Origin of the sequence: Castellaniella hirudinis (genome assembly GCF_047468865.1) — a bacterium.
Taxonomy (GTDB): domain Bacteria; phylum Pseudomonadota; class Gammaproteobacteria; order Burkholderiales; family Burkholderiaceae_B; genus Castellaniella; species Castellaniella hirudinis_A.
The window spans coordinates 101,339-123,111 of sequence record NZ_JBLGTV010000009.1 but is presented as its reverse complement, the minus strand read 5'-3'; the positions used below and the strand labels follow the sequence as shown (position 1 = coordinate 123,111).

The 21,773-nt window shown below is 66.3% G+C and carries 20 protein-coding genes; 5 read left to right on the top strand and 15 right to left on the bottom strand.

Features of this window, described 5'->3' with window-relative positions; translation table 11 throughout:
- Positions 1–180: 180 nt before the first annotated feature.
- Positions 181–1,065, top strand: a complete 885-nt coding sequence (locus ACMHYJ_RS12055) for an AEC family transporter (RefSeq protein WP_414246418.1) — start codon at positions 181–183, stop codon at positions 1,063–1,065.
- 166 nt (positions 1,066–1,231) lie between these two features.
- Here the strand turns inward: ACMHYJ_RS12055 and minE are convergent, their stop codons facing one another.
- The 4 genes from minE to ACMHYJ_RS12035 all read right to left on the bottom strand — a co-directional run bounded on the left by minE (position 1,232) and on the right by ACMHYJ_RS12035 (position 4,935).
- Positions 1,232–1,495, bottom strand: coding sequence for a cell division topological specificity factor MinE (minE, locus tag ACMHYJ_RS12050; protein WP_414246417.1), 264 nt, complete (start codon positions 1,493–1,495; stop codon positions 1,232–1,234).
- 2 nt (positions 1,496–1,497) lie between these two features.
- Positions 1,498–2,313, bottom strand: a complete 816-nt coding sequence (gene minD, locus ACMHYJ_RS12045) for a septum site-determining protein MinD (RefSeq protein ID WP_414246416.1) — start codon at positions 2,311–2,313, stop codon at positions 1,498–1,500.
- Between the two features lie 106 nt (positions 2,314–2,419).
- Complete coding sequence (gene minC / locus ACMHYJ_RS12040) at positions 2,420–3,175, bottom strand: septum site-determining protein MinC (protein ID WP_414246415.1); 756 nt, start codon at positions 3,173–3,175, stop codon at positions 2,420–2,422.
- A gap of 8 nt (positions 3,176–3,183) precedes the next feature.
- Positions 3,184–4,935, bottom strand: a complete 1,752-nt coding sequence (locus ACMHYJ_RS12035) for a glutamine--tRNA ligase/YqeY domain fusion protein (protein ID WP_414246414.1) — start codon at positions 4,933–4,935, stop codon at positions 3,184–3,186.
- Positions 4,936–4,967: 32 nt separating this feature from the next.
- Here ACMHYJ_RS12035 and ACMHYJ_RS12030 point away from each other — a divergent pair, with 32 nt between their 5' ends.
- The 3 genes from ACMHYJ_RS12030 to ACMHYJ_RS12020 are packed head-to-tail and all read left to right on the top strand — an operon-like array spanning position 4,968 to position 9,132.
- A complete protein-coding gene (locus tag ACMHYJ_RS12030) occupies positions 4,968–6,326 on the top strand; it encodes a cytochrome ubiquinol oxidase subunit I (protein WP_414246413.1) in 1,359 nt (452 codons plus the stop codon).
- Positions 6,323–7,372, top strand: coding sequence for a cytochrome d ubiquinol oxidase subunit II (locus ACMHYJ_RS12025; protein ID WP_414246412.1), 1,050 nt, complete (start codon positions 6,323–6,325; stop codon positions 7,370–7,372). The genes ACMHYJ_RS12030 and ACMHYJ_RS12025 overlap by 4 nt, the downstream gene beginning before the upstream one ends.
- A gap of 11 nt (positions 7,373–7,383) precedes the next feature.
- Complete coding sequence (locus ACMHYJ_RS12020) at positions 7,384–9,132, top strand: ClcB-like voltage-gated chloride channel protein (protein ID WP_414246411.1); 1,749 nt, start codon at positions 7,384–7,386, stop codon at positions 9,130–9,132.
- A gap of 75 nt (positions 9,133–9,207) precedes the next feature.
- Here the strand turns inward: ACMHYJ_RS12020 and ACMHYJ_RS12015 are convergent, their stop codons facing one another.
- The 3 genes from ACMHYJ_RS12015 to ACMHYJ_RS12005 form a co-directional block, all read right to left on the bottom strand.
- Positions 9,208–9,768, bottom strand: a complete 561-nt coding sequence (locus ACMHYJ_RS12015; protein ID WP_414246410.1) for a DUF4276 family protein — start codon at positions 9,766–9,768, stop codon at positions 9,208–9,210.
- Positions 9,765–10,955 carry an AAA family ATPase gene (locus tag ACMHYJ_RS12010; protein ID WP_414246422.1) on the bottom strand — a complete coding sequence of 397 codons (1,191 nt, stop codon included), beginning with the start codon at positions 10,953–10,955 and terminating at the stop codon, positions 9,765–9,767. The genes ACMHYJ_RS12015 and ACMHYJ_RS12010 overlap by 4 nt, the downstream gene beginning before the upstream one ends.
- Positions 10,956–11,118: 163 nt before the next feature.
- A complete protein-coding gene (locus tag ACMHYJ_RS12005; RefSeq protein WP_414246409.1) occupies positions 11,119–11,352 on the bottom strand; it encodes a hypothetical protein in 234 nt (77 codons plus the stop codon).
- A gap of 99 nt (positions 11,353–11,451) precedes the next feature.
- On the opposite strand from ACMHYJ_RS12005, the gene ruvB reads away from it, so the two are divergent.
- Positions 11,452–12,516: a Holliday junction branch migration DNA helicase RuvB gene (gene ruvB / locus ACMHYJ_RS12000; protein WP_414246408.1), complete on the top strand. Its 1,065-nt coding sequence runs from the start codon at positions 11,452–11,454 to the stop codon at positions 12,514–12,516.
- Between the two features lie 42 nt (positions 12,517–12,558).
- On the opposite strand, the gene ACMHYJ_RS11995 is transcribed toward ruvB, so the two are convergent.
- From ACMHYJ_RS11995 to purH, 8 genes are all read right to left on the bottom strand, one after another.
- The gene (locus ACMHYJ_RS11995) at positions 12,559–13,653 is read right to left on the bottom strand and encodes an ABC transporter ATP-binding protein (RefSeq protein WP_414246407.1); all 1,095 of its coding nucleotides are present in this window, start codon (positions 13,651–13,653) and stop codon (positions 12,559–12,561) included.
- On the bottom strand, positions 13,650–14,480 hold the full coding sequence (locus ACMHYJ_RS11990; protein ID WP_414246406.1) for an ABC transporter permease: 831 nt from the start codon (positions 14,478–14,480) through the stop codon (positions 13,650–13,652). Before ACMHYJ_RS11990 ends, ACMHYJ_RS11995 begins: the two co-directional genes overlap by 4 nt.
- A complete protein-coding gene (locus ACMHYJ_RS11985; protein WP_414246405.1) occupies positions 14,477–15,388 on the bottom strand; it encodes an ABC transporter permease in 912 nt (303 codons plus the stop codon). The genes ACMHYJ_RS11990 and ACMHYJ_RS11985 overlap by 4 nt, the downstream gene beginning before the upstream one ends.
- Before the next feature lie 156 nt (positions 15,389–15,544).
- Entirely contained in the window at positions 15,545–16,681 is a 1,137-nt protein-coding gene (locus tag ACMHYJ_RS11980) for a spermidine/putrescine ABC transporter substrate-binding protein (RefSeq protein WP_414246404.1), read from the bottom strand.
- Positions 16,682–17,014: 333 nt separating this feature from the next.
- Positions 17,015–18,949, bottom strand: a complete 1,935-nt coding sequence (recQ, locus tag ACMHYJ_RS11975; protein WP_414246403.1) for a DNA helicase RecQ — start codon at positions 18,947–18,949, stop codon at positions 17,015–17,017.
- A gap of 13 nt (positions 18,950–18,962) precedes the next feature.
- Entirely contained in the window at positions 18,963–19,547 is a 585-nt protein-coding gene (gene ruvA, locus ACMHYJ_RS11970) for a Holliday junction branch migration protein RuvA (RefSeq protein ID WP_414246402.1), read from the bottom strand.
- Positions 19,548–19,613: 66 nt separating this feature from the next.
- The gene (ruvC, locus tag ACMHYJ_RS11965) at positions 19,614–20,162 is read right to left on the bottom strand and encodes a crossover junction endodeoxyribonuclease RuvC (protein WP_414246401.1); all 549 of its coding nucleotides are present in this window, start codon (positions 20,160–20,162) and stop codon (positions 19,614–19,616) included.
- Positions 20,162–21,754, bottom strand: a complete 1,593-nt coding sequence (gene purH / locus ACMHYJ_RS11960; protein ID WP_414246400.1) for a bifunctional phosphoribosylaminoimidazolecarboxamide formyltransferase/IMP cyclohydrolase — start codon at positions 21,752–21,754, stop codon at positions 20,162–20,164. Before purH ends, ruvC begins: the two co-directional genes overlap by 1 nt.
- Between the last annotated feature and the right edge of the window lie 19 nt (positions 21,755–21,773).

Below are 21,773 nucleotides of genomic sequence, written 5' to 3'. Positions count from 1 at the left end.
GCCTAACCTATTGCCCCACAAGACCTTTCATGTTGCTGCCTGTCCGCATCAAAGGCTTGACAGCGGACATTTTTCATGGGCTGTGTCCAGGGCGGCCCGCACCCGGCCCGGCCCGGCTTGGCGGTACACTGGCGGCCTTGTCCGTCCTCTTTCCGCCTTCCCCGGCGATCAGGCCCTGCCATGCTGCTGACCCTGTTGAATATCGTCCTGCCCGTGTTCGCGGTGGCGGCTCTGGGCTTTGCCTTTGGCCGCCGCCAGGCGAGGGCGCCGGACATGGGGTTCATCAACTACGCCAATGTCATGGTGTTCTGCCCGGCGCTGGTGTTTTCCGCCCTGGTGGCCAATCCGGTGGATTTGACCCAGGGCTGGCCCCTGGTGGCGGCCGGGGTGCTGATCATCGTCGTGCCCGGGCTGCTGCTGGCCAAGGTGCCTTGCGCGGGGGTGTCGCGGGCGGCGTTCCTGGTGCCGGGCATGTTCCGCAATACCGGCAACATCGGGATTCCCCTGATGATGCTGGCCTATGGCAAGGACAAGCTGGGCGACATCGTCGTGCTGTTCGTGCTGTCCAATTTGTTGCACTTTTCTTTGGGGCTGTTCTTGCTGTCGCGTGGCAGCAACCGCTGGCTGTGGCTGCGCAATCCCAATATCTGGGCGGCGTTCCTGGGGGCGCTGCTGGCGCCGTACCGCGATTGGATCCCGGGCTTTGTCACCACGTCGATCGACTTGATCGGACAGATCGCCATCCCTTTGATGCTGTTTGGCCTGGGGGTGCGGCTGTCGCAGGATCGCATCGAACAATGGGGTCTGGCCCTGCGCATCAATGGCCTGTATCTGCTGGCGGGCCTGCTGACCTTGCCGCTGGTGCTGTGGCTGCTGCCGCTGACCCCGGACTGGGCGCGCATGGTGGCTTTGTCGGTGATGCTGCCGCCCGCCGTGCTGAACTATCTGCTGTGCGAACAGTACCGCGTGGCGCCCCGCACCGTGGCCAGCGTGGTGCTGCTGGGCAATGTCTTGTCCGTGGCGACCATTCCATTGGTGGTGTGGGCCACTTTGGCCTGGATTTGAGCGCCCGTGGTTCAAGTGTCTGCGCTCGAGCGCGCCGCCCATGGCCCCGAGGGGCACCGGCTATATCCGGCCGGGCGGATGCCGCCATGTCGCCGGTTCCACCCGAGGGCTTCAAAGGACCGTTGGCCGCAGTTGACCGCACCCGGCGGGCCGGATATGCCGGGGCTTATTCGCGTGTCTCGGTCTGCGGCATTTCGATCTTGACTTCCAGGACTTCCAGGGAGTCCTGGCGTTCGAGGTTGACTTTGATGTCGTCCGGGTCGATCTGCACGTATTTGGAGATCACGGCGATGAGTTCAGCCTGCAGCTTTTGCAGGAAGTCGGGGCTGTGCCCGCTGCTGCGCTCGTTGATCAGGATCAACTGCAGGCGGTCTTTGGCCACGCTGGCCGAAGTCTTTTTCTGTCCCCGAAAGAAATCCAGAAACGCCATGCTTATTTCCCTCCGAAAAGCCGCTTGAACAGGCCAGGTTTTTCGTAGTCGACGAAGCGCAGGGGCTTGTCTTCGCCCAGGTAGCGGGCGACGACGTCCTGGTAGGCTTCGGCGACGTCGGTGTTTGCCTTGTGGATGGCGGGGATGCCTTCGTTGGAGGCCTGCAGCACGATTTCGGATTCGGGGATGACGCCGATCAGGCGGATGCGCAGAATGTCCTCGATGTCGCCCAGGGACAGCATTTCGCCGTCGGCCACGCGCTTTGCGTTGTAGCGCGTCAGCAGCAGGTGTTCTTTGATGGGGTCTTCGCCTTGCTCGGCGCGGCGGGATTTGGCGGACAGGATGCCGAGGATGCGGTCGGAATCGCGCACCGAGGAGACTTCGGGGTTGGTGACCACCAGGGCGTCGTCGGCGAAATAGGACGCCATCACGGCGCCGGTTTCGATCCCCGCCGGGGAATCGCACACGATATATTCGAAATCCATGGCCTGCAGGTCGGTCAGGACTTTTTCCACGCCGTCGCGGGTGAGGGCGTCTTTGTCGCGGGTCTGGGAGGCCGGCAGGATGTACAGCTTGTCCAGCTGTTTGTCGCGGATCAGGGCCTGGTTCAGGCTGGCTTCACCCTGAATGACGTTGACGAAGTCGTAGACGACGCGGCGCTCGCAGCCCATGATCAGATCCAGGTTGCGCAGGCCGACGTCGAAATCGATGACGACGGTTTTGTGGCCGCGCATGGCCAGGCCGGCGGAGAAGCTGGCGCTGGTGGTGGTTTTGCCGACCCCGCCCTTGCCGGAGGTGACTACAACAATGCGTGCCATGGTGTTGGTGTTCCCCTGTGTTTTTTGAGTTCGTGACATCGTAAAGCAAAATGCCGGTGGATAGGCGTGCAGTCGTGGATGAAGGTGTCTTCCTGTGACTGGGTGTTTAAATTTCGTGGATGCGCAAAGTGTCTCCGTCCAGCTGTACCCGGGCCGGCTGGTTGTGCAGGGTGTCCGGCAGGCGTGTTTCGACTACCCGGTAAATGCCCGCGATGGCCAGCAGTTCGGGATCCAGCTGGGTGGTCAGGATCATGGCGTCCGTGCGCCCTTGCGCCCCGGCAATGGCTTTGCCGCGCAAGGGGCCGTAGACGTGGATGTGGCCGTCGGCGATGACTTCGGCGCCTTGGCTGACCAGGCCCATGACGATGAGATCGCCGCCTTTGGCATAGATGCGCTGGCCGGAGCGCAGCGGGTGGCGAACCACCAGGGTTTGGCCGGCCGGGGCCTGTGGGGCCTGTGGGGCCGGCGGCGCGGGCTCGGCCGGGGGCGCGGCCTGGTTGTCGGCGGGCCTGGCCGGGGCCGGGGCGGCGTCCGCGGGGGGCGCGCTGGCGCGGCCGGCGGACACCTGCACGGGGGCCAGGCCGGCCTGAAGCAGGCCGGCGTGCAAGGCGGCCTGGGCCTGTGCCCCGATGGGGTGCAGGCCATGCCGGCGCAAGGCGTCCGCCAGGGCGGGCCAGTCGGGGGCCTGGGACAGGCCCTGGGCGTCCAGGATGACGGGCTCGTCCCGGTAGAAGTCGCCCGCTTGCCGCATGCGTTGTTCCAGGGCTTGCAGCAGGGCGGGGGTGTCGTCGGTGTGCAAGACGGCCCGCAGCGTCATCAGGGTGGCGCTTTTGAAGTCCAGCACGTCGGATGGGGTTCCCATGGCGTGCGTCAGACCCAGGTGTCGCGCAGGGTCACGGCGCGGTTGATCACCGGGCGGGCCACGCTGGAATCCACGCGGTCGGCCACGAAATATCCCAGGCGCTCGAATTGCCAGCAGCGGCCGGGCTCGGCCTGTGTGCCGGGTTCCAGCCAGCCTTGCACGATGCGGCAGGAATCGGGGTTGAGGGCCTGCAGGAAGTCCTGCTCGCCCCGGTCGGGGTGGGCTTCGCGGAATAGGCGGTCGTACAGCCGGATTTCGGCGGCCACGGCGTGCCGGGCGCTGACCCAGGTGATGGCCCCCTTGACCTTGACGGTGTCGGCCCCCGGTGTGCCGCTGCGGGTATCGGGCAGGTATTCGCACTGCACTTCGGTGACGATGCCCTGGTCGTTCTTGCTGAAGCCGGTGCAGCGCACCACGTAGCCGTATTTCAGGCGCACCTGGTTGCCGGGGAACAGCCGAAAGTATTTCTTGGGCGGGTCTTCGCGGAAGTCGTCGCGCTCGATCCAGAGTTCTCGGGTCAGTGGAAATTCTCGCCGGGGGCTGTCGGGGTCGTGCGGATTGACCGGCGCCGAGCAGATTTCGGTGCGGTCTTCGGGGAAGTTGGTGATGACCAGCCTGATGGGGTCGAGCACCGCCACGGCACGCGGGGCGATGGGGTCGAGGTCGTCGCGCAGGGCTTGCTCGAGCACGCTGTAGTCGATGCGGGAATCGGCCTTGGAGACCCCGAGGCGGTCGCAGAACAGGCGGATGGCCCCCGGGGTGTAGCCGCGCCGGCGCAGGCCGGCCAGGGTGGGCATGCGCGGGTCGTCCCAGCCCTGGACGTGGTTTTCCGTCACCAGCTGGCGCAGCTTGCGCTTGCTGGTGACCACGTAGCTGAGGTTGAGGCGCGCGAATTCGTACTGGTGGGGCAGGGGGGCGGCCAACTGGCCGAGTTCGGCCAGGCGCTGCAGAATCCAGTCGTAGAAGGGGCGCTGGTCTTCGAATTCCAGCGTGCAGATGCTGTGCGTGATGCCTTCCAGCGCGTCTTCGACGGGGTGCGCCCAGCTGTACATGGGATAGATGCACCAGGCGTCGCCCGTGCGGTGGTGGCTGGCATGGCGGATGCGGTACAGAACCGGATCGCGCAGGTTGATGTTGGGCGACGCCATGTCGATGCGGGCGCGCAGGGCCATGGCTCCGTCCGGGTATTTGCCGGCGCGCATGTCGCGCAGCAGCGCCAGGGATTCGGCCGCCGGGCGGTCGCGCCAGGGCGAGTCGGTGCCGGGTTCGGTGAGGGTGCCGCGCGTGGCGCGCATGGCGTCGGCGGATTGCTCGTCCACGTAGGCGTGGCCCGCCTGCACCAGGGCTTCGGCGAACTGGTACAGGGTCTCGAAGTAGTCGCTGGCGAAATACAGGTGTTCGGCGCCGTCGGCCGTCCAGTCGAAGCCCAGCCATTGCACCAGCTCGATGATGGCGCGGACGTATTCGTCTTCTTCTTTTTCGGGGTTGGTGTCGTCGAAGCGCAGATGGCAGATACCCTGGTAGTCGCGGGCCAGGCCGAAGTTGAGGCAGATGCTCTTGGCGTGGCCGATGTGCAGGTAGCCGTTGGGCTCGGGCGGAAAGCGGGTGCGGATGCGGGCGGGGTCGATGGCCCCGGCGCGGCGCGTGGCGGCCGGACTGGGCGGCGGCGCCCAGCGGCGCCCCTGGTAGGTGCCGGCTTTCAGGTCGTTGTCGATGATGGTGCGCAGAAAATTGGAAACAGGCGCGGGTTCGGTGGTCATACTGTCCTGTGCATAATAAACTAGCGCACATTATGACTCAAACCGCGTGGGTTCTGTCGCTGACCCAGTTCTACCTCAGTCTGGGCTTTCTCCTGTTTTTCCTGGCGCTGGAGCTCGGCTTGGCGTGGGTGCTGTTTTTTTTGCGTTTGCGCGTTCACCGGGCGGACGCCGCCTTGCTGGCGTATCGTTTCTGGGTGCGCGTCTATGCCCTGGCGCTCATTATCGGCTTTGCGGCCAGCCTGCCCCTGCTGTTGCAGCTGGGCACGCTCTGGCAAGGGCTGATGGATCGGGCGGGCGAAGTGATCGGGCCGCTGGTCGCCATGGCGGTGCTGACCGCATTCATCTTCAAATCCTGTTTCCTGGGGGCCATGCTGTATGGCCAGCGCAGTCTGTCCAATGGGGTGCATACGCTGATGGTGGGCATGGTGGCTTTGGGCACATCCCTGACGGCGTGGTGGGTGGTGGCCTTGCTGGCCTGGATGCAATGGCCCGTGGGGGCGGCGATGGCCGAGCAATACTATCGAATCCGCAGCTGGCTGGCCGTGCTGGATGGGGCGGCCCCCGCCTTGTTCGGCATTTTGCTGACCGGCGGCCTGATGCTGGCGGCCACCCTGATGCTGTCCATCACCGCGCAGCGCACCCGGACGCGGCCCAGCGATGCCGGGGATCGCGCCGTGTACCGGGGGGCGCTGGTGCTGCTGTTGCTGGCGGTCGTCGTCCAGGCCGGCCTGGCGGCGCGGCTGGGCTACCAGCTGTTGCCCGTGCAGCCTGCGCGCTTGGCCGCCGTGGTGCCGCAGTGGCACAGCGGCGTGCCCGACCCCCTGACCATGCTGGCGTGGCCGGATGGCGCCGCCGGGCGCAATGCCTGGGCCTGGCTGGGCATCGCCCCCCCGGCGGGCTGGCTGGCCCCGCCCGTGGCGCCCGATGCGGCGGAGGCCGCTGGCGGCGTAATCATCCAGGGCTTGAATGATCTGGTCGGCATGCGCCCCCCGGTCTTGCCGACGTATGCCAGCGCGCGCCTGGCCGCTGGGCTGCTGGCGCTTTTGGGCCTGATGGGGCTTTGGGGGTTCTGGCGCGCCTGGCGGCTGGGGTTCGAGCCCGACAAGCTCGGTTCCGGCGGGCGGGCGGGCTTGCGGGCGATGGCCTGGCTGGCGCTGTTCGGCCAATTGGCGGGGTGGGGGCACTTGATGATGGGCAGTCTGCCTTATGCCGTGTACGGCACGATCACCTTGCGCGAGATCGGCGCGGTGCAGGGCGAGGCCGGGCTGTGGGGCGGGGTGGCGCTGCAGCTGCTGGTCTATGGCGCGCTGGTCTTGGGCTTTCGTCAATTGCTGGGGCATACGCTGCGTTATGGCGTGGTGCCGGTGGCGCGTCATCGGGGGCGCGCATGATCGAATCGCTGGCGGCCCTGGTCGGCCTGGGGGCGCAGGACCCTGCATTCTGGATGCCCCTGGTGCTGATGGGCATGTTTTTCGCCATTCTGGCGGCCGGGGTCTTGCTGGATGGTTTCGATATTGGGGTGGGGTGCCTGTCCCTGGTGGCGCCGGCCGCCTTGCGTCCGCGCATGTTGTCGCTGTTGAGTCCTTGGCGCGATGCCAACGAGTTCTGGCTGTTTCTGGGCCTGGGGCTGTTGGCGGCCGCATTCCCTTATGCCTGGTCGCCGACGCTGGGCCGTCTGTATATTCCCTTGACCCTGCTGGGGCTGGGCACGCTGCTGCGCTCGGTGTGTTTCGAGTGGCGCTTGCGCGCGCCCGTGCAGCAGCAGGGGCGTTGGCAGTTCGGCTTTGGCCTGGGGGCGGTGCTGGTGGCCTTTTCCCATGGTTATCTATTGGCGCGGGTGACGGTCGCCTACGAAACTGGCGCGGGCTACACCGGGTTTGCGCTGTTGATGGGGGTCTGCGCCGTGGCCATCTACGGCCTGCTGGGGGCGGCATGGCTGATGATGCGCGAAGCGGGCGAATTGCGCGTGCGGGCGGTGGGCTGGGCGCGCCGCACTTTGCGCTGGAGCGCGGTCGGGGCGGTCGGGATTTCCGTGGTTCTGGATTTTTCCAATGCGGGCGTTTTCCTGAAATGGGGGGATGGAGAACACTGGGGGGTGGTCGGGCTGGTCTGGGGGCTGCTGCTGCTGTGCTTCGTGCTGACGGAAATGACCCTGCAGCGCATGATGGCCCAAAGCTACCGCGCCTCGGCCCTGCCCTATGCCCTGGTCATGGTGATTTTCCTGCTGCTGCTGGGGGGCCTGGCCTACAGCTTCTTTCCCTATGTCGTGCTGGACGAGCTCACCTTGTGGGATGCGGCGGCGCCGGTACAGACCCTGCGGCTGACCCTGTCGGCGGCCGTGGTGGCTTTTCCGGTGGCCCTGCTGTTCAACATCTGGGTGTACTGGCGCATGCTGGGGCGCTCGCGGCCTCCGCGCCCGCCCGACTTCCGCGCGTGATGCCCATGCCGATGCCCAATCCTTTCCGGTGGCGCGCCGACGGCGTGGCGGCCATGCTGTGCTGGGCGGCCCTGGCGGGCCTGGGCGGGGCGCTGATCACCATCGCCTTCCATGCGGGGATTCATGCCATCCAGCGCCTGTTCGCCGCGCAGTCGGGCCAGATCACCCAAGTGATGGGCGGCCTGGACTGGTCTTTGCGCCTGCTGGTTCCCGCCCTGGGCGGGCTGTGCGCCGGGGGGCTGCTGGTGGCGGCGCGGCGGGTATCCCGGGACAAGCATTCCAGTTACATGGAATCCGTCGCCATCGGGGACGGCCGGATGTCGCTGGGACAGGGCCTGCTGCGCTCCCTGTCGTCCCTGTGCACGGTCGCCTCGGGCGGGTCGATCGGGCGTGAAGGGGCCATGGTGCATCTGGCGGCGCTGTGGTCGTCGGGCGTTGGCCGGGTGCTGCGCGTGGACACGGCCCATTTGCGCTTGCTGGCCGCCTGCGGCGCGGCGGCGGGGGTCTCGGCGGCCTATGGCGCGCCCTTGGCCGGCGCGGTGTTCGTGGGGGAAATCATCCTGGGGGCCATGTCGTTCCAGAATTTCGGCCCCCTGCTGGTGGCCTCGGCCGTGGCCAGCCTGGTGATGCATTGGACGGGGCATTACGCCGTGCGCTATCCCATGCCCGACCTGCAGGTCATGCCGATCGAGCTGCTGCTGCCCTGCCTGGCCCTGGGCGTGTTGGCGGGGGTGGGCGCGGCCCAGTTCCTGCGCACCATCCATGCCGTGCGCACGTTGTTTGCGCGCACGCGCCTGGGCTTGCCCTGGCGCCTGGCGCTGGGCGGGCTGCTGCTGGGAGCCGTGCTGACGCGGCTGCCCGACATGGCCGGCAACGGCAACCGGGTGGTGCTGTCGCTGCTGCATGATGACTGGGCCTGGCAGATTGTGCTGTTGATGCTGCTGTGCAAGGTGCTGGCGACCGCGCTGACGGTGGGATCCGGGGCGGTGGGCGGGGTGTTCACGCCGCTGCTGTTCGTGGGCGGCGCCCTGGGCATGTTGTTTGGCCAGGTGCTGGCCGAGGCCTGGCCCGTGCTGGCGGGGCAGGGGGCCGTGTTCGCCCTGGTGGGCATGGGGGCGTTTCTGGCCGCCGCCACCAGCGCGCCTTTCATGGCCATCCTGATGATCTTCGAGATGACCCTGAGCTATCAGGTGGTGCTGCCCTTGGTTCTGGCCTGCGTGGTGGCGTATTTCGTGTCGCGCGGGCTGGCCCAGGCGGTGATGTATGAAGTGACCCTGCATCACGAAGACAGCCAGGCGCTGCGCCAGCGGTTGCGCCAGGCCAGGCTGGACAGCCTGCTGCGTCCCGCCGAGACCGTGGTGCCCACCACGGCCCCGGTGCGCCGGGCCCAGGAAATGTTCCTGGATTATCCGGTCAAGTACCTGTGCGTGGTGGATCAGGAATCCCATTGGCAGGGGGTGATCGCCCAGCAGGACTTGACGCGCATGATGCTGGGCGAAGTGGATGTGGCCGCCAAGACCTGCGGCGACGTGCTGCGCCTGGATTTCGTCAAGCCCCTGTATCCCGACCTGAGCCTGGACGAGGCCCAGGCCCAGTTCAGCGCGTTCCAGGGCGAACGCCTGCCGGTCATCAGCCGCGACCGCCCCGCCCGCCTGCTGGGGGTCGTGTATAAATCCGACCTGCTGGAGCGCTATTCACAGCTGAAGCGGGCCGTCGACAACGAAGACGCTTTTGTGTTGAGCCCCCGCCGGGGGCGCTGAGGCCGGCGCCGTGTGCGCCTTGCCAGCCAGGCGCAGGCATCCGAATTCAAGGGGCCAGAGCGCGGCATTCTGGTATCAAACAGCCGCCAGACGACGGACACCCGCAATCAAGGTATTGAAGCTATGGGATCGGCTACTGCCGTCCACCTGCAGAAAGGGCCCGATGGCACGCGACCCGCCTACTTTCTGATAACGATTACTGGTAAGGTTTTTCAATTCCTCGCTGGGATTTCCCAGGGCATCTGGTGCGCGAAACTTTCGTCTACCTTGCTGGCGCGCCAGCCCCGTCAGCCCAAGACCCTGTTCAACTGCGGACAAATCACCCAGGTAGAAGCTCTCCAGCTCATGACAGGCAATTCGGATCAAGGCGTCCGAACGACCCGCATCGGTGCACAGTCGCTGCAGCGCCGCACGCAGCGCCCGGCAATCCCCGCTATCCTGATCCTGCATGACGACGAACCGGCTTTCAGGCATTTGCCAATGCTGCAAACGCCTCACAATCTGCTTATGCAGATCCTGTTTGCCTTCAAACACCATATATCGCACGTCAATATCCGGTGGCAGAATCCGAGGCAGCACGCCCTCCAGCATGGCTTTCGCGGAAGGCTCTTCCAGCAGAAAAACCAGGGTTGTCATGCCGGATCCACCCCCTCGAACAGGCCCTGTTTCCATAAATAGCCCATCTGATCGCCTGCCGCCATATAGGCACGAATCTGTGGATCGTCCTGCGCCCGCAGTATTCGGGTATATCCGTTCCGCTTGACCAGCCAGAACACCTCCTCCAGGTTCGAGGCATTCAGAAAATCGGGCGAATGCGTGGATACCATGACTTGGCCGCCACGCTGCGCATAATCCCGGAACTCCTCTGCCAGTTCCCATAGCAAAGCTGGATAAAGCTGATTTTCCGGCTCCTCCACGCACAGCAGAGGGTGTGGCTGCGGATCATGCAGCAGTACCAGATACGCGAACATCTTCAACGTACCGTCCGACACGTAGCGGTCGATGAAGGGATCCACGAATGCCCCGTCACGGAATTGCAGCAATAGCCGTCCGTCTTCGGTTGGCTTGGGCGTTACCTGCGTGATCCCGGGGACACGATCATGCATGCGCTGTACGATGCGCTCGAACACCTCGGGATGGTTTTCGTAAATATTGCGAGCAACCAACTGCAGGTTATCGCCCGTGACCGACAAATGATCCGCGGCACCGATGGCGTCCTTGCTGCCCCGGGCGGCGCTGATGTGAAAGTCCGAGACATGCCAGTTTTCGATCAGGCGACGGAAGGCGTTGGCCGCCTTGAACCGCTCGAACTGACCCAGCCCGCTGATGGCAAGCGTATCGGCGCCGACCTTCTGGTCTTCGCGATCGAGTTCTTCGTCGGGCCGGTTGAAGTCTTCCTCGTTGGTAATGGCATAGCCCACGCCCCGCCGAAAATCCAGGAAATGAAAGGGGGATCCATAACGCCCGCGCTTATATCGCAGCACCTCATGCAAGACAATCGGCTGTCCCTTGTGCTCGCCCAGGTGCAACAGGTATGTGACCAGGCGATCCACACCGGCGATTTCCAGCCGGAACTTGATCTCGATCTCCACGCCTTCGGCCGGATCCGCTCCCCGGCTGATGACCTCCTTGAAGCCGCCGCGCTGCTGCAGGGCGCGGCGAATATTGAACAGCAAGCAATCCTTCAGGAAACCAAAGACGCCGAACAGGGTGCTTTTCCCCGTACCGTTCGCACCCACCACCACACAAAGATTCGGAATATCCAGCAGGGTCGCATCCCGGAAGCTTTTGTAGTTCTTGAGTCTCAACGATTCAATCTGCACCATGGTGCTCCTTAAAATTCCATGCCGATCTGCGTGCCCGACGCGCTTGCTTTGCTGCGGCCTGTTCGATGCCGCAAGTTGTCGATAGTACCTGTCTTCGGCCACGGTACAGGAAACGCGCCGCTTCCGCCTGACGAGCGGCCATGATGTCAGTACATGATGTCTAAAACAGCCGGGTCGGATCCCAGGGCTGGGCCTGATCCAGCCGGGCGCGCAGGTCGTCGTCGGTGCAGGCGGCCAGCTGGTTTTCGGCTTGGGCCAGGTTGTCCGCTCCCAGCAACTGTTGGCGGATGTCCTGCCCTTGGCGGGCGCTGAAAATCAGCAGGATGTTGCCATAAGAGGCATCCAGCAGAGCGGCGTCCCATTGTCGCCCTTGGGCGTCGGTGAAGATGCGCATGAAAAGATCCTGTGAAAACGGCCGATGGCTTGAGTGTAGTCCGAACCCGCTGGCCCGACGGTGCGATATACTGTGTCTATCAACAGTCATTGCGCGCTCATGGCCATACAAGCAGATTCCCTGTCCGCCGGACACCCCGAGCCCCGCCTGGTGGCGCCGGCCGTCGCCTCGCACGCCGAAGACTCCATCGAGCGCGCCCTGCGGCCCAAGTCCCTGGGCGATTACGTCGGCCAGCAGCGCGTGCGCGAACAGCTGGACATCTTCATCGCCGCCGCCCGCCAGCGGGGCGAGTCCCTGGATCACGTTCTGCTGTTCGGCCCTCCCGGCCTGGGCAAGACCACCCTGGCGCATATCGTGGCCCACGAGATGGGCGTGCAGTTGCGCCAGACCTCCGGCCCCGTGCTCGAACGCCCGGGCGATCTGGCCGCCATGCTGACCAACCTCGAACGCAACGACGTCCTGTTCATCGACGAAATCCACCGTCTGTCGCCGGTGGTCGAAGAAATCCTCTATCCCGCGCTCGAAGACTTCCAGATCGACATCATGATCGGCGAAGGCCCCGCCGCCCGCAGCGTCAAGATCGACCTGCAGCCCTTTACCCTGGTGGGGGCCACCACGCGCGCGGGCATGCTGACCAACCCCTTGCGCGACCGCTTCGGCATCGTGTCGCGGCTCGAATTCTATTCCGCCGAAGACCTTGCCCACATCGTGCGGCGCAGCGCCGGCCTGCTGGGGGCCGACGCCTCGGCCGACGGCGCGGCGGAAATCGCCCGCCGTTCACGCGGCACGCCGCGCATCGCCAACCGCCTGCTGCGCCGGGTGCGCGACTACGCCGAAGTCCGCGCCCAGGGCCGCATCGACACGGCCACCGCCCAGGCCGCCCTGGCCATGCTGGAAGTCGACCCCCAGGGCTTGGATCTGATGGACCGCAAGCTGCTCGAAGCCATCGTCCATAAGTTCGACGGCGGGCCGGTGGGGGTGGACAGCCTGGCCGCCGCCATCGGCGAAGAACGCGACACCATCGAAGACGTGATCGAACCCTACCTGATCCAGCACGGCTATCTGCAGCGCACCCCGCGGGGCCGCATGGCCACCCGCCGCTGCTGGCAGCACCTGGGCCTGCAGGCGCCCTCCGGCGGGGCCGAAGGGCAGTTGTTCACCTGAAAAAATCCCCCGCGCGTTTTGCGGCGCGGGGGGTGTCCGGGCTCAGGTCTGCCGAAGAATCCGGCTGGCCTCGGCGGGCCAGCCGACGTGCAGCCAGACCCCGTCTTCCAGCGGCAGGCCGGCGCGTTCGCTGTGGGGGATTTGCGCTTGCACGTCCAGGCCGGTTTCCGTTCTCAGGTACAGGGTGATGAATGCCCCCACGAACTCCTCGCCCACGACGCGGCAGCGCAGTTGGTTGTCGCCGGGGTGCGCGTCGCCCGCCCGGGCGAAGCGCAGGTGTTCGGCGCCGACGCACACCGCCACGGCCTCGTTGCCGGACAGAGTCCGGCCGGGGGCGGCCTGGGCGGTGAAGCGTCCGTGCGGGGAATCGACCCGAACCTGGGTGCCCGAGATCTCGGCCACGTGGCCCTCGATGATGTTTTTCCCGCCGATGAACTCGGCCACGAAGCGGTTGCAGGGGGTGGTGTAGATTTCCTGCGGGCTGCCGACCTGCTCGACTTTCCCTTTGCTCATGATCACCACGCGATCCGCCATGGCGAAGGCTTCTGAATGGCTGTGGGTGACATAGACGAAGGTGATGCCGATTTCCTTCTGCAGGGCGGTCAGCACGCTTTGCATGTGGACTTTCAAGTTGGCGTCCAGGGCGCTGAGGGGCTCGTCCAGCAGGAGGATCGGCGGTTCGGTCACGAGGGACCGGGCCAGCGCGACCCGCTGGCGCTGGCCGCCGGACAATTGGGCGATGTTGCGGTGCGCGAATTCGCCGAGTTCGAGCTTGCCCAGCCAGTTCAGCGCCCGGCGGCGGCGTTCGGCCTTGCCGACGCCGCGCATGCGCAGGCCGAATTCCACGTTTTCCACCACGTTCAGGAAGGGAAAGAGGGCGAGGTTCTGCCAGACCAGCGGCGTGTCCCGCTCCCAGGTGCGCAAGGCGTTGATGGGCTCGCCGTTCAGGCGGATTTCCCCGCCGGTCGGCTGATCCAGCCCCGCCAGCATCCGCAGGGTCGTGGTCTTGCCGCACCCGCTGGAACCCATGATCGCCAGGAATTCGCCTTCCATGATGTTGAGATCCATGGATTGCACGGCGACGAAATCGTCGAAGCGTTTGGACACGCCGTCCAGTTCAACCAGAGGTCTGCTCATTGCTTGCTCCCGTCGGCCGAGGCCGGGTTTTGTTGTGGGCTGGGTTTCCCTCGCTTGAGCAGCAGCACTTGCGCCAGGATAACGAGGGTCATGGTGATGGTGAAGACGATGGAGCCGATGGCGTTGATGGTCGGGCTGACCCGGCCCTGCAGCGTCGTGAGGATGCTGACGGGGACGGTCGGATCCAGGCCGGAGACAAACCAGGCCACGGCGTATTCGTCGAAGGAGACCGCCATCGTCACGAACAGGGCGGCGCCGATGCTGGGGGCGGTGAAGGGCAGGATGATGTGCCACAGGGCGCGCCACTGGCCGGCCCCCAGGTTCCAGGCCGCCGCTTCCAGGTCTTCCGGCATCAGGGCCAGGCGCATGCGGATGACCGCCATCGCAAAGGGCGTGCACATCACGATGTGGCTGATCATGACGGCGCCGGTATCGCCCGACAGGCTGACCCGCGAGAGGAAGGCCAGCATCGCCAAGCCCATGATGATGACCGGAATCGTCGGCGGCAGCAGGGCCAGAACCAGGTAGACGGACTTGCCGAAGAAGCGGTAGCGGTAATCCGTATAGGCGGCGCAGAAGCCCAGCAGGGTCGAGGCGCAGGCCGCCGTCGTCCCCACCAGCAGGCTGTTGCGGAAGGCTTCCCAGACTTCCGGGTCGTCGAAGATGGCGCGATACCAGTCGAGGCTGAATTCGCCCAGCGGCAGCGTGGGGAAGCGGTCGGCGTTGAAGGAAAAGACGAAGCTGGCGACGATGGGCGTGAAGATGAACAGGAAGACCAGGCCCACGTAGCCGCGCAGGGTATTGTCGATCCAGCGGTTTTGGTTCATGTCGTTCTCCGGTAGGCCAGCCAGATGCCCGCGAGGGCCACCGCCAGCAGGGTCAGGATCATCGTCACGGCCACCACGGCGGCTTGCGGCCATTGCTGCCCGGACTTGACGGTGTCGATGATGACGGTGCTCAACATGGTCTGCAGTCCGCCGCCCAGATACAGGGGGCTGACGAAGTCGCCGAAGGTCAGGATGAAGCAGAACAAGGCGGCGATCACGATGCCGATCCGGGCCGAGGGGATGACCACGCGCCAGATGGTTTCAAGCCGGCCGCAGCCCAGGTTGTGGGCCGCTTCGATCAGGTTGCGGTCGACATAGATGAGACTGAGCAGCTGCAGCAGGGTGACCAGGGGCAGACACAGTGTGGCGTAGCCCACCAGCGTGCCGCCCAGGGTGTTCAGGATCGTCACGGCCGGCAGCCCGAACAGGCCCAGCACCGCGTTGATCACGCCGGAATCGGCCAGCACCACCTGCCAGGCGTAGATGCGCACCAGGTAGCTGGTGAAGAACGGCAGGATCAGCAGCAGAAAGGCCAGCTGCCGCGCGGCCGGCCGCAGCTTGAAGGCGATGGCGTAGGCGCAGGGAAAGGCCAGGCAGCTGATCACGGCCGTGGCCAGCGCGGCCAGCCCGAACGTCAGCAGGTAGGCATCCTGGAAATACGCCCGGCTGTAGATGAAGGCCCAGTTGGCCAGGGTGAAATCCGGCTTCAAGCGGAAGAATTCGACCGACCAGAAGGTGATGATGAACAGGAAGGCGACGGGCAGGACGAGAAACAGCAGTTGCCATATGAAAGGCGGCAGGCTGAGGAGGGCGGTATAGACGCGCCCGCCCAGGGCGGACGTGCGCTGGGGCTGCGGGAAAGCGCCGGCCCGGCCGCTTTCCTGGGGGATGAGAGTTTGTTTGGACACACGCATCTCGCTGATCATGGAAGTCTCCGGTAGCGGCGGCGGCCGGCCCGGCTCGCGCGTCGTGGCGCGGATCGGGCCAACCGCCGTCCTGGGCGGGGAATGGCGGGTGTATCGGCCCCCGTCCGTGGCGCCGGTTCACCCCTGGGGATGTGCCGATCAGGCGTTCTTGTATTGCTGCCAGAAGTTGTTCCAATCCTGCAGCGATTGCTGGATCGGCAGCTGGCGGTTGTGGATGCGGCCCTCCCGGATGACGTTCATCACGTTGTACTCGTCCAGCAGCATGTTCTGGTATTGCGCCGCGCCGTGGTTGACCTTGGCCAGCAGTTTCCAGCCTTCCTCGTTGGGGATCAGGGCCGGGTAGGCCCGCATGGTGGCGGCCCGAACCTGCCCCTCGGGCGACACCATGTACTGGAGGAATTTAGTGGCCAACTCGGCATTCTGGGTGTTCTTGCCGATGCACAGGCATTCGTTCCATTGCAGGCCGCCTTCTTTGGGGACGACGGTCTTGAACGGCCCGCCGCTGCGGGCCAGCAGGCCGGTGATCCAGTCGCCGATGCCCAGCATGGCATGGACTTGCTCGGTCTTCAGGGAGGACAGCGTGCCGCCGTAGCCGAAAAAGCCCGCGATTTGCGGCCGCAGGCTGGTGGTTCTTTCTTGCACCTTCTGCCAGGCGGCGGCGTCCAGATCGAAGGGGCTGGGGTTGCCGTTGAGCAGGCTGATCTGCCCGAGGTTGGGCAGGTGCCAGTCGAAGTGCGCCACTTTGCCCTTCAGTTTCTTGTCCCAGAACATCTCGTAGGAACTGGCTTGTTCGTCGGTGATGAACTTGGTGTTGAAGGACACGCCGAGAAAGCCGAAGCGCATCAGCAGCCCGTCCATGTCGTCGCCGTTCCAGAGGATCGGGAAACGTCGGAATTCGGGGAAAAAGTCGTTGAAGGGGTAATCCGCGGGGTTCAGTGTCTCGATGTAGCCGGCGGTGCGCAATTGCTGGACGTATTCACCGTCGGCCAGGATGATGTCGTAGGTGCCGGGCGGGGACTGGGAGATCAGCGCCAGCATCTCGTCGCCGCCGGTGTAGTATTTGGCGCGGATCTTCACGCCGTGCTGGCGCTCGAAGTCGCCGACCACTTCGGGCTCGGCAAAGCCGTTCCAGGTCAGCATGGTCAACCTGTCCTGCGCCCGGGCCGCCCCGAATGGCAGCAGGCTGGCCGCCGCCGCCAAGCTGGCGGCACCCCCCATTTTCTTGACGAATTCTCGACGGGATAGACTACTGCTCTTGCCAAAACCTTTTTGCATGGTTGTCTCCTGCGGGTTTTTCAAGCGCCCCGGGCGGTCGGCCTCTTGTCGATGGGCGCCTGCGATGAGGTCATCCCGAGCCCCGGCATGGCAGTCTCTGGATGACTATTTTGTCGTCGTGGCCATTTCCGTGTGGGCGGAAGGCCAGCAAGAACCAGTTTATGGAGTAAGCCGGGGGCGATATTGTCTGATAACGACCAAAAGCGTCGTAGAATCGACGTCAGCGCCGCCGGCGCGGCACGCGGTTTGCGGCGGACGGCTGCCCGCCCGGCTTGCCGGACTGGCCGGCGATCTACGCAAGAGGACGCCGCCGCGAGCCGGCCTCTCGGCGGCTTAGTCGCGGATCTGCTGCACGCAGTCGACCACATCCGCCCCGTAGGTTTCCAGCTTGCGCGCCCCCACGCCGCTGATCCCCGCCAGCGCCTGGACAGAATCCGGGTTGCGCAGGGCGATCTCGCGCAGGGTGGCGTCGTGGAAAATCACATAGGCCGGCACGCTGTGTTCGCGCGCCACCCGTCCCCGCCAGGCCCGCAGGTGCTCGAAGCGCGCCAGCGCATCCGGCGGCAGGGCATCCAGTTGGGCCGCCGTGGTGGTGCGTTGGCGGCTGGCCTTGGCTTTTTTCACCGCCAGGGGGCGCAGCATCAGCGTGCGTTCCCCTTTCAGCACCGCCCGGCTGGCTTCCGTCAGCGCCAGCGTGCCGTAGCCTTCCAGATCCACCGTCAGCAGCCCCAGCGCCAAGGCTTGGCGCAGGACGCTGCGCCAAGCCTCGACCGACAGGTTTTCCCCCACCCCGAACACGCTCAAGGTCTCGTGACCGTGCTGCTTCATCCGGTCGGTCGACTGGCCGCGCAGAATGTCGATGACGTGCCCGCCGCCGAAGCGCTGGCCGCGTTCGCGCCACAGGCGGTACACGGCGGACAGCAGTTTTTGCACGGCCACCGTGCCGTCCCAGGCGGCCGGGGGCTCCAGGCAGGTATCGCAGTTGCCGCACGGGGCGATGGCCTGGCCGAAATACGCCAGCAGATCCTGGCGCCGGCAAGTGACGGTTTCGCACAGGGCCAGCATGGCGTCCAGTTGGCGCACCTGGCGGCGCTGGTGCAGGGAATCCCCTTCCGAGGCGTCGATCATGCGGCGCTGCTGCACCACGTCCTGCAGGCCGTAGGCCAGCCAGGCGTCGGCGGGCAGCCCGTCGCGCCCGGCGCGCCCGGTTTCCTGGTAATAGCCCTCGATGGACTTGGGCAGGTCGATGTGCGCCACAAAGCGCACGTCGGGCTTGTTGACCCCCATGCCGAAGGCGATGGTGGCCACCATCACGATGCCGTCCTCGCGCAGGAAGCGGGCCTGGTTCTCGGCCCGTGTGTGGCTGTCCAGGCCCGCGTGGTAGGGCAGGGCCGTGATCCCGTGGCGCGCCAGGAATTCGGCCGTCTGCTCGACCCGGGTGCGCGACAGGGCGTACACGATGCCGCATTCGCCGCTGTGTTCGGCCTGGATGAAGTTCAGCAGCTGGCGGCGGACTTCCTGTTTTTCGACGATGCGGTAGCACAGGTTGGGCCGGTCGAAGCTGGCCACGAACTGCCGGGCGTCGTCCAGCGCCAGGCATTGGACGATGTCGCGCCGCGTGGCGTCTGTGGCGGTGGCCGTCAGGGCCACGCGGGGGACGTCGGGCCAGCGCTCGGCCAGCAGCCCCAGGCCCTGGTATTCCGGGCGGAAATCATGCCCCCATTGCGAAACGCAATGGGCTTCGTCGATGGCGAACAGGGCGATCCGGCCTTGATCCAGCAGATCCTGGCAGCGTGGCGTCAGCAGGCGCTCGGGCGCCACGTAGAGCAAGTCCAGCGCGCCTTGCAGGAAGGCGCGCTCTACCTCGCGCGCCTGGGACAGGGTCTGGCTGGAATTCAGGAAGGCGGCCCGCACCCCCAGTTCTTGCAGGGCGTCGACCTGATCCTGCATCAGGGCGATCAGCGGCGACACCACCACGCCCGTGCCGGCGCGCACCAGGGCCGGGATCTGGTAGCACAGGGATTTGCCCCCGCCCGTAGGCATCAGCACCAGCGCATTGCCGCCGGACACGATGTGCTCGATGATGGCTTGCTGTTCGCCCCGGAAGGCATCGTAGCCGAAGACGTCGCGCAGGGCGTCCAGGGCCGTGGCGTGGCGGCCGGACAGCGGTGCCGCGGCGGGATGCGCCGGGGCTGTCCGCGCCGGGGCGGCCGTGTCCGGCAGGGGTTCGCCGGTTTCGTCCCACAGGGGAATCGTCTGGTCGTGCATCGCGCCGCCCGCCTCAAGCCTTCGACAAGGCCTTCAGGGCCTGGCGGATGCTGTCCGATACGGTCAGGCCGTCCGGCAGGGCGGCCATGGCGCGGCGGGCCTCGGCGGTGGAATAGCCCAGGGCCTGCAGGGCGTTCAGGACGTCGCCCGAGCCGGCGGGGGCGGGGCTGCCGTCCGCGCGCGGGCCGCCCGCCAGGGCGGGCAGCTTGTCGCGCAGTTCCAGCAGCAGGCGCTCGGCCGTTTTCTTGCCGATGCCGGGCACCTTGATCAGGCGGCCGGATTCCTGCCGGTCGATGGCGTCGGCCAGGTCTTCGACGCTGAGGCCCGACAACACCGCCAGGGCCGTGCGCGCGCCGATGCCGGTGACCTTGATCAGCGCCCGGAACGCCAGGCGCTCGGCGGGCGAGGAAAATCCGTATAGAACATGGGCGTCTTCGCGGATCGCCAGGTGGGTGTGCAGGGTGACGGTCTGGCCGATGGCGGGCAGCTTGTACAGGGTGCTCATGGGGACGTCGAGCTCGTACCCCAGCCCGCCGGCCTGCACGCAGACGGTGGGGGGGCTCAGTTCGATCAGGGTCCCGGTGATGCGGCCGATCATGGCAGGCTCCGTGTGGTGGGTGGGGGAAAAACGGCGGGCATGTCCGAAAAAAGCGGGCGTGCCCGATCAGGATACCAGCCGGCCGGTGCGCAGACGCCGGCCCCGGGTTGAAAGTGTCCCGGGGGCCAGGGATTGCAGCCGGGCGGCCAGCGGGGCGCAGTGCGCGTGGCAGATGGCGCAGGCCAGGGCGTCGGCGGCGTCCGGGGCGGGGGTGCCGTCCAGGGTCAGCAGGTGACGCACCATGACCTGGATTTGTTCCTTGGACGCCCGTCCCGTGCCGACCACGGCTTTCTTGATCTGCAGCGCGGTGTATTCCTGCACGGCCAGGCCGCTGTCGGCCAGGGCGCACAGCGCGGCCCCCCGGGCCTGGCCCAGCAGCAGCGTCGAAGCCGGGTTGGTGTTGAGGAACACTTTTTCCAGTGCCGCCTGGTCGGGCTGCGCGTCGCGGGCGACCTCGCGCAGATTGTCCAGGATGACCTTGAGCCGGGCGTGCAGCGGCAGGCCGGGCGGCACCACGATAGTGCCGCTGGCGACATAGCGCAGGCGGCTGCCCTGGGCTTCGATAATGCCGAAGCCCGTGCGCCGCAGGCCCGGATCGACGCCCAGGATGCGCATCAGTGGCGGAAGTGCCGGGTGCCGGTGAAGACCATGGCGATCCCGCGCTCGTCGGCGGCGGCGATGACTTCATCATCGCGGATGCTGCCCCCGGGCTGGATGACGCAGGTGGCCCCGGCGTCGGCCACCACATCCAGGCCGTCGCGGAACGGGAAGAAGGCGTCTGACGCCACGGCGGACCCTTGCAGCGTCAGGCCGGCTTTTTCCGCCTTGATGGCGGCGATCCGGGCGGAATCAATGCGGCTCATCTGGCCCGCGCCCACGCCCAGCGTCATGCGCTGGCCGCAGAAGACGATGGCGTTGGATTTGACGTATTGGGCGACGTTCCAGGCGAACAGCAGGTCTTGCATCTGGGCGTCGGTGGGGGCTTGCTGGGTGACGACCCGGACGTCGGCGGCGTCGAGGGGACGGCCGTCGGGGTCTTGCACCAGCCAGCCGCCGCCCACGCGCTTCACGTCGTAGGCGTTGCGCGCCGTGCCGACGGGCAGCTGCAGCACCCGCACGTTTTTCTTGGCCGCCAGCACGGCCAGCGCCGCGCCGGTATAGGCGGGGGCGATCAGGACTTCGAGGAACTGCTGGCTGACGGCCTGGGCCGTGGCTTCGTCCACCGGGGCATTGAAGGCGATGATGCCGCCGAAGGCCGAGGTGGGGTCGGTCTTGAAGGCCTGCTGGTAGGCGGCCAGCGGATCGGCGCCCAGCGCCACGCCGCAGGGGTTGGCGTGCTTGACGATGACGCAGGCGGTGGCGTCGAAGCTGCGCACGCATTCCCAGGCTGCGTCAGCGTCGGCGATGTTGTTGTAGGACAGTGCTTTGCCCTGGATTTGCTGATAGCCTGCCAGCAGCCCTTCGCCGATGTCGCGGTCGTGGTAGAACGCGGCCCCTTGGTGCGGGTTTTCGCCGTAGCGCAAGGCTTGCTGGCGCTGCATCTGCACGGTCAGCACGCGGGGCCAGGGCTCGCGGGCGGGCACCTGGGCCGGGGCGGGTTCGGCGTCGGCCAGGCTGCTGAGGTATGTGGCGATGGCGCCGTCGTAGGCGGCCGTGTGGGCGTAGACCTTGGCGGCCAGTTCCAGGCGCAGGCCGTAGGCGGGCTGGCGGGCGGGGCCGTCCATGTCGGCCAGCACGCGGGGGTAGTCGGCGGGATCGATCACCACGGTGACGCCGCCCTGGGCCGAGCCGTGGTTCTTGGCGGCGGAGCGCAGCATGGCCGGCCCGCCGATGTCGATGTTCTCGATGGCGTCGGCCAGAATGCAGTCGGGCCGGGCGATGGTCTGCTGGAAGGGGTACAGATTGACCACCAGCAGGTCGATGGGCGGGATGTCCTGGTCTTTCAGGGTTTGCATGTGTTGCGGGTCGTCGCGGCGGGCCAGCAGGCCGCCGTGGATGCGCGGGTGCAGGGTCTTGACCCGGCCGTCCAGGATTTCCGGCGAGCCGGTGTGGGTGGCGACTTCGGTGACCGGCAGCCCGGCCTGCCGCAGCAGGCTGGCCGTGCCGCCGGTGGACAGGAGCGTCACGCCGCGCTGGGCCAGCGCCTGGGCGAATTCGACAATACCCGATTTATCGGACACGGAGAGCAATGCAGTCTGGATGGTCATGGTGGCAGTAGGGAAGTAA

Coding starts and splice junctions, on each gene's coding strand:
- ruvB (WP_414246408.1), top strand. CDS start 11,452: ATGGCCATACAAGCAGATTCCCTGTCCGCCGGACACCCCGAGCCCCGC.
- ACMHYJ_RS11980 (WP_414246404.1), bottom strand. CDS start 16,681: ATGCAAAAAGGTTTTGGCAAGAGCAGTAGTCTATCCCGTCGAGAATTC.
- ACMHYJ_RS12035 (WP_414246414.1), bottom strand. CDS start 4,935: ATGACCACCGAACCCGCGCCTGTTTCCAATTTTCTGCGCACCATCATC.
- purH (WP_414246400.1), bottom strand. CDS start 21,754: ATGACCATCCAGACTGCATTGCTCTCCGTGTCCGATAAATCGGGTATT.
- minD (WP_414246416.1), bottom strand. CDS start 2,313: ATGGCACGCATTGTTGTAGTCACCTCCGGCAAGGGCGGGGTCGGCAAA.
- minC (WP_414246415.1), bottom strand. CDS start 3,175: ATGGGAACCCCATCCGACGTGCTGGACTTCAAAAGCGCCACCCTGATG.
- ACMHYJ_RS12020 (WP_414246411.1), top strand. CDS start 7,384: ATGCCCAATCCTTTCCGGTGGCGCGCCGACGGCGTGGCGGCCATGCTG.
- ACMHYJ_RS12025 (WP_414246412.1), top strand. CDS start 6,323: ATGATCGAATCGCTGGCGGCCCTGGTCGGCCTGGGGGCGCAGGACCCT.
- ACMHYJ_RS12005 (WP_414246409.1), bottom strand. CDS start 11,352: ATGCGCATCTTCACCGACGCCCAAGGGCGACAATGGGACGCCGCTCTG.
- recQ (WP_414246403.1), bottom strand. CDS start 18,949: ATGCACGACCAGACGATTCCCCTGTGGGACGAAACCGGCGAACCCCTG.
- ACMHYJ_RS11990 (WP_414246406.1), bottom strand. CDS start 14,480: ATGAACCAAAACCGCTGGATCGACAATACCCTGCGCGGCTACGTGGGC.
- ACMHYJ_RS12055 (WP_414246418.1), top strand. CDS start 181: ATGCTGCTGACCCTGTTGAATATCGTCCTGCCCGTGTTCGCGGTGGCG.
- ACMHYJ_RS11995 (WP_414246407.1), bottom strand. CDS start 13,653: ATGAGCAGACCTCTGGTTGAACTGGACGGCGTGTCCAAACGCTTCGAC.
- ruvA (WP_414246402.1), bottom strand. CDS start 19,547: ATGATCGGCCGCATCACCGGGACCCTGATCGAACTGAGCCCCCCCACC.
- ruvC (WP_414246401.1), bottom strand. CDS start 20,162: ATGCGCATCCTGGGCGTCGATCCGGGCCTGCGGCGCACGGGCTTCGGC.
- ACMHYJ_RS12015 (WP_414246410.1), bottom strand. CDS start 9,768: ATGACAACCCTGGTTTTTCTGCTGGAAGAGCCTTCCGCGAAAGCCATG.
- minE (WP_414246417.1), bottom strand. CDS start 1,495: ATGGCGTTTCTGGATTTCTTTCGGGGACAGAAAAAGACTTCGGCCAGC.
- ACMHYJ_RS12030 (WP_414246413.1), top strand. CDS start 4,968: ATGACTCAAACCGCGTGGGTTCTGTCGCTGACCCAGTTCTACCTCAGT.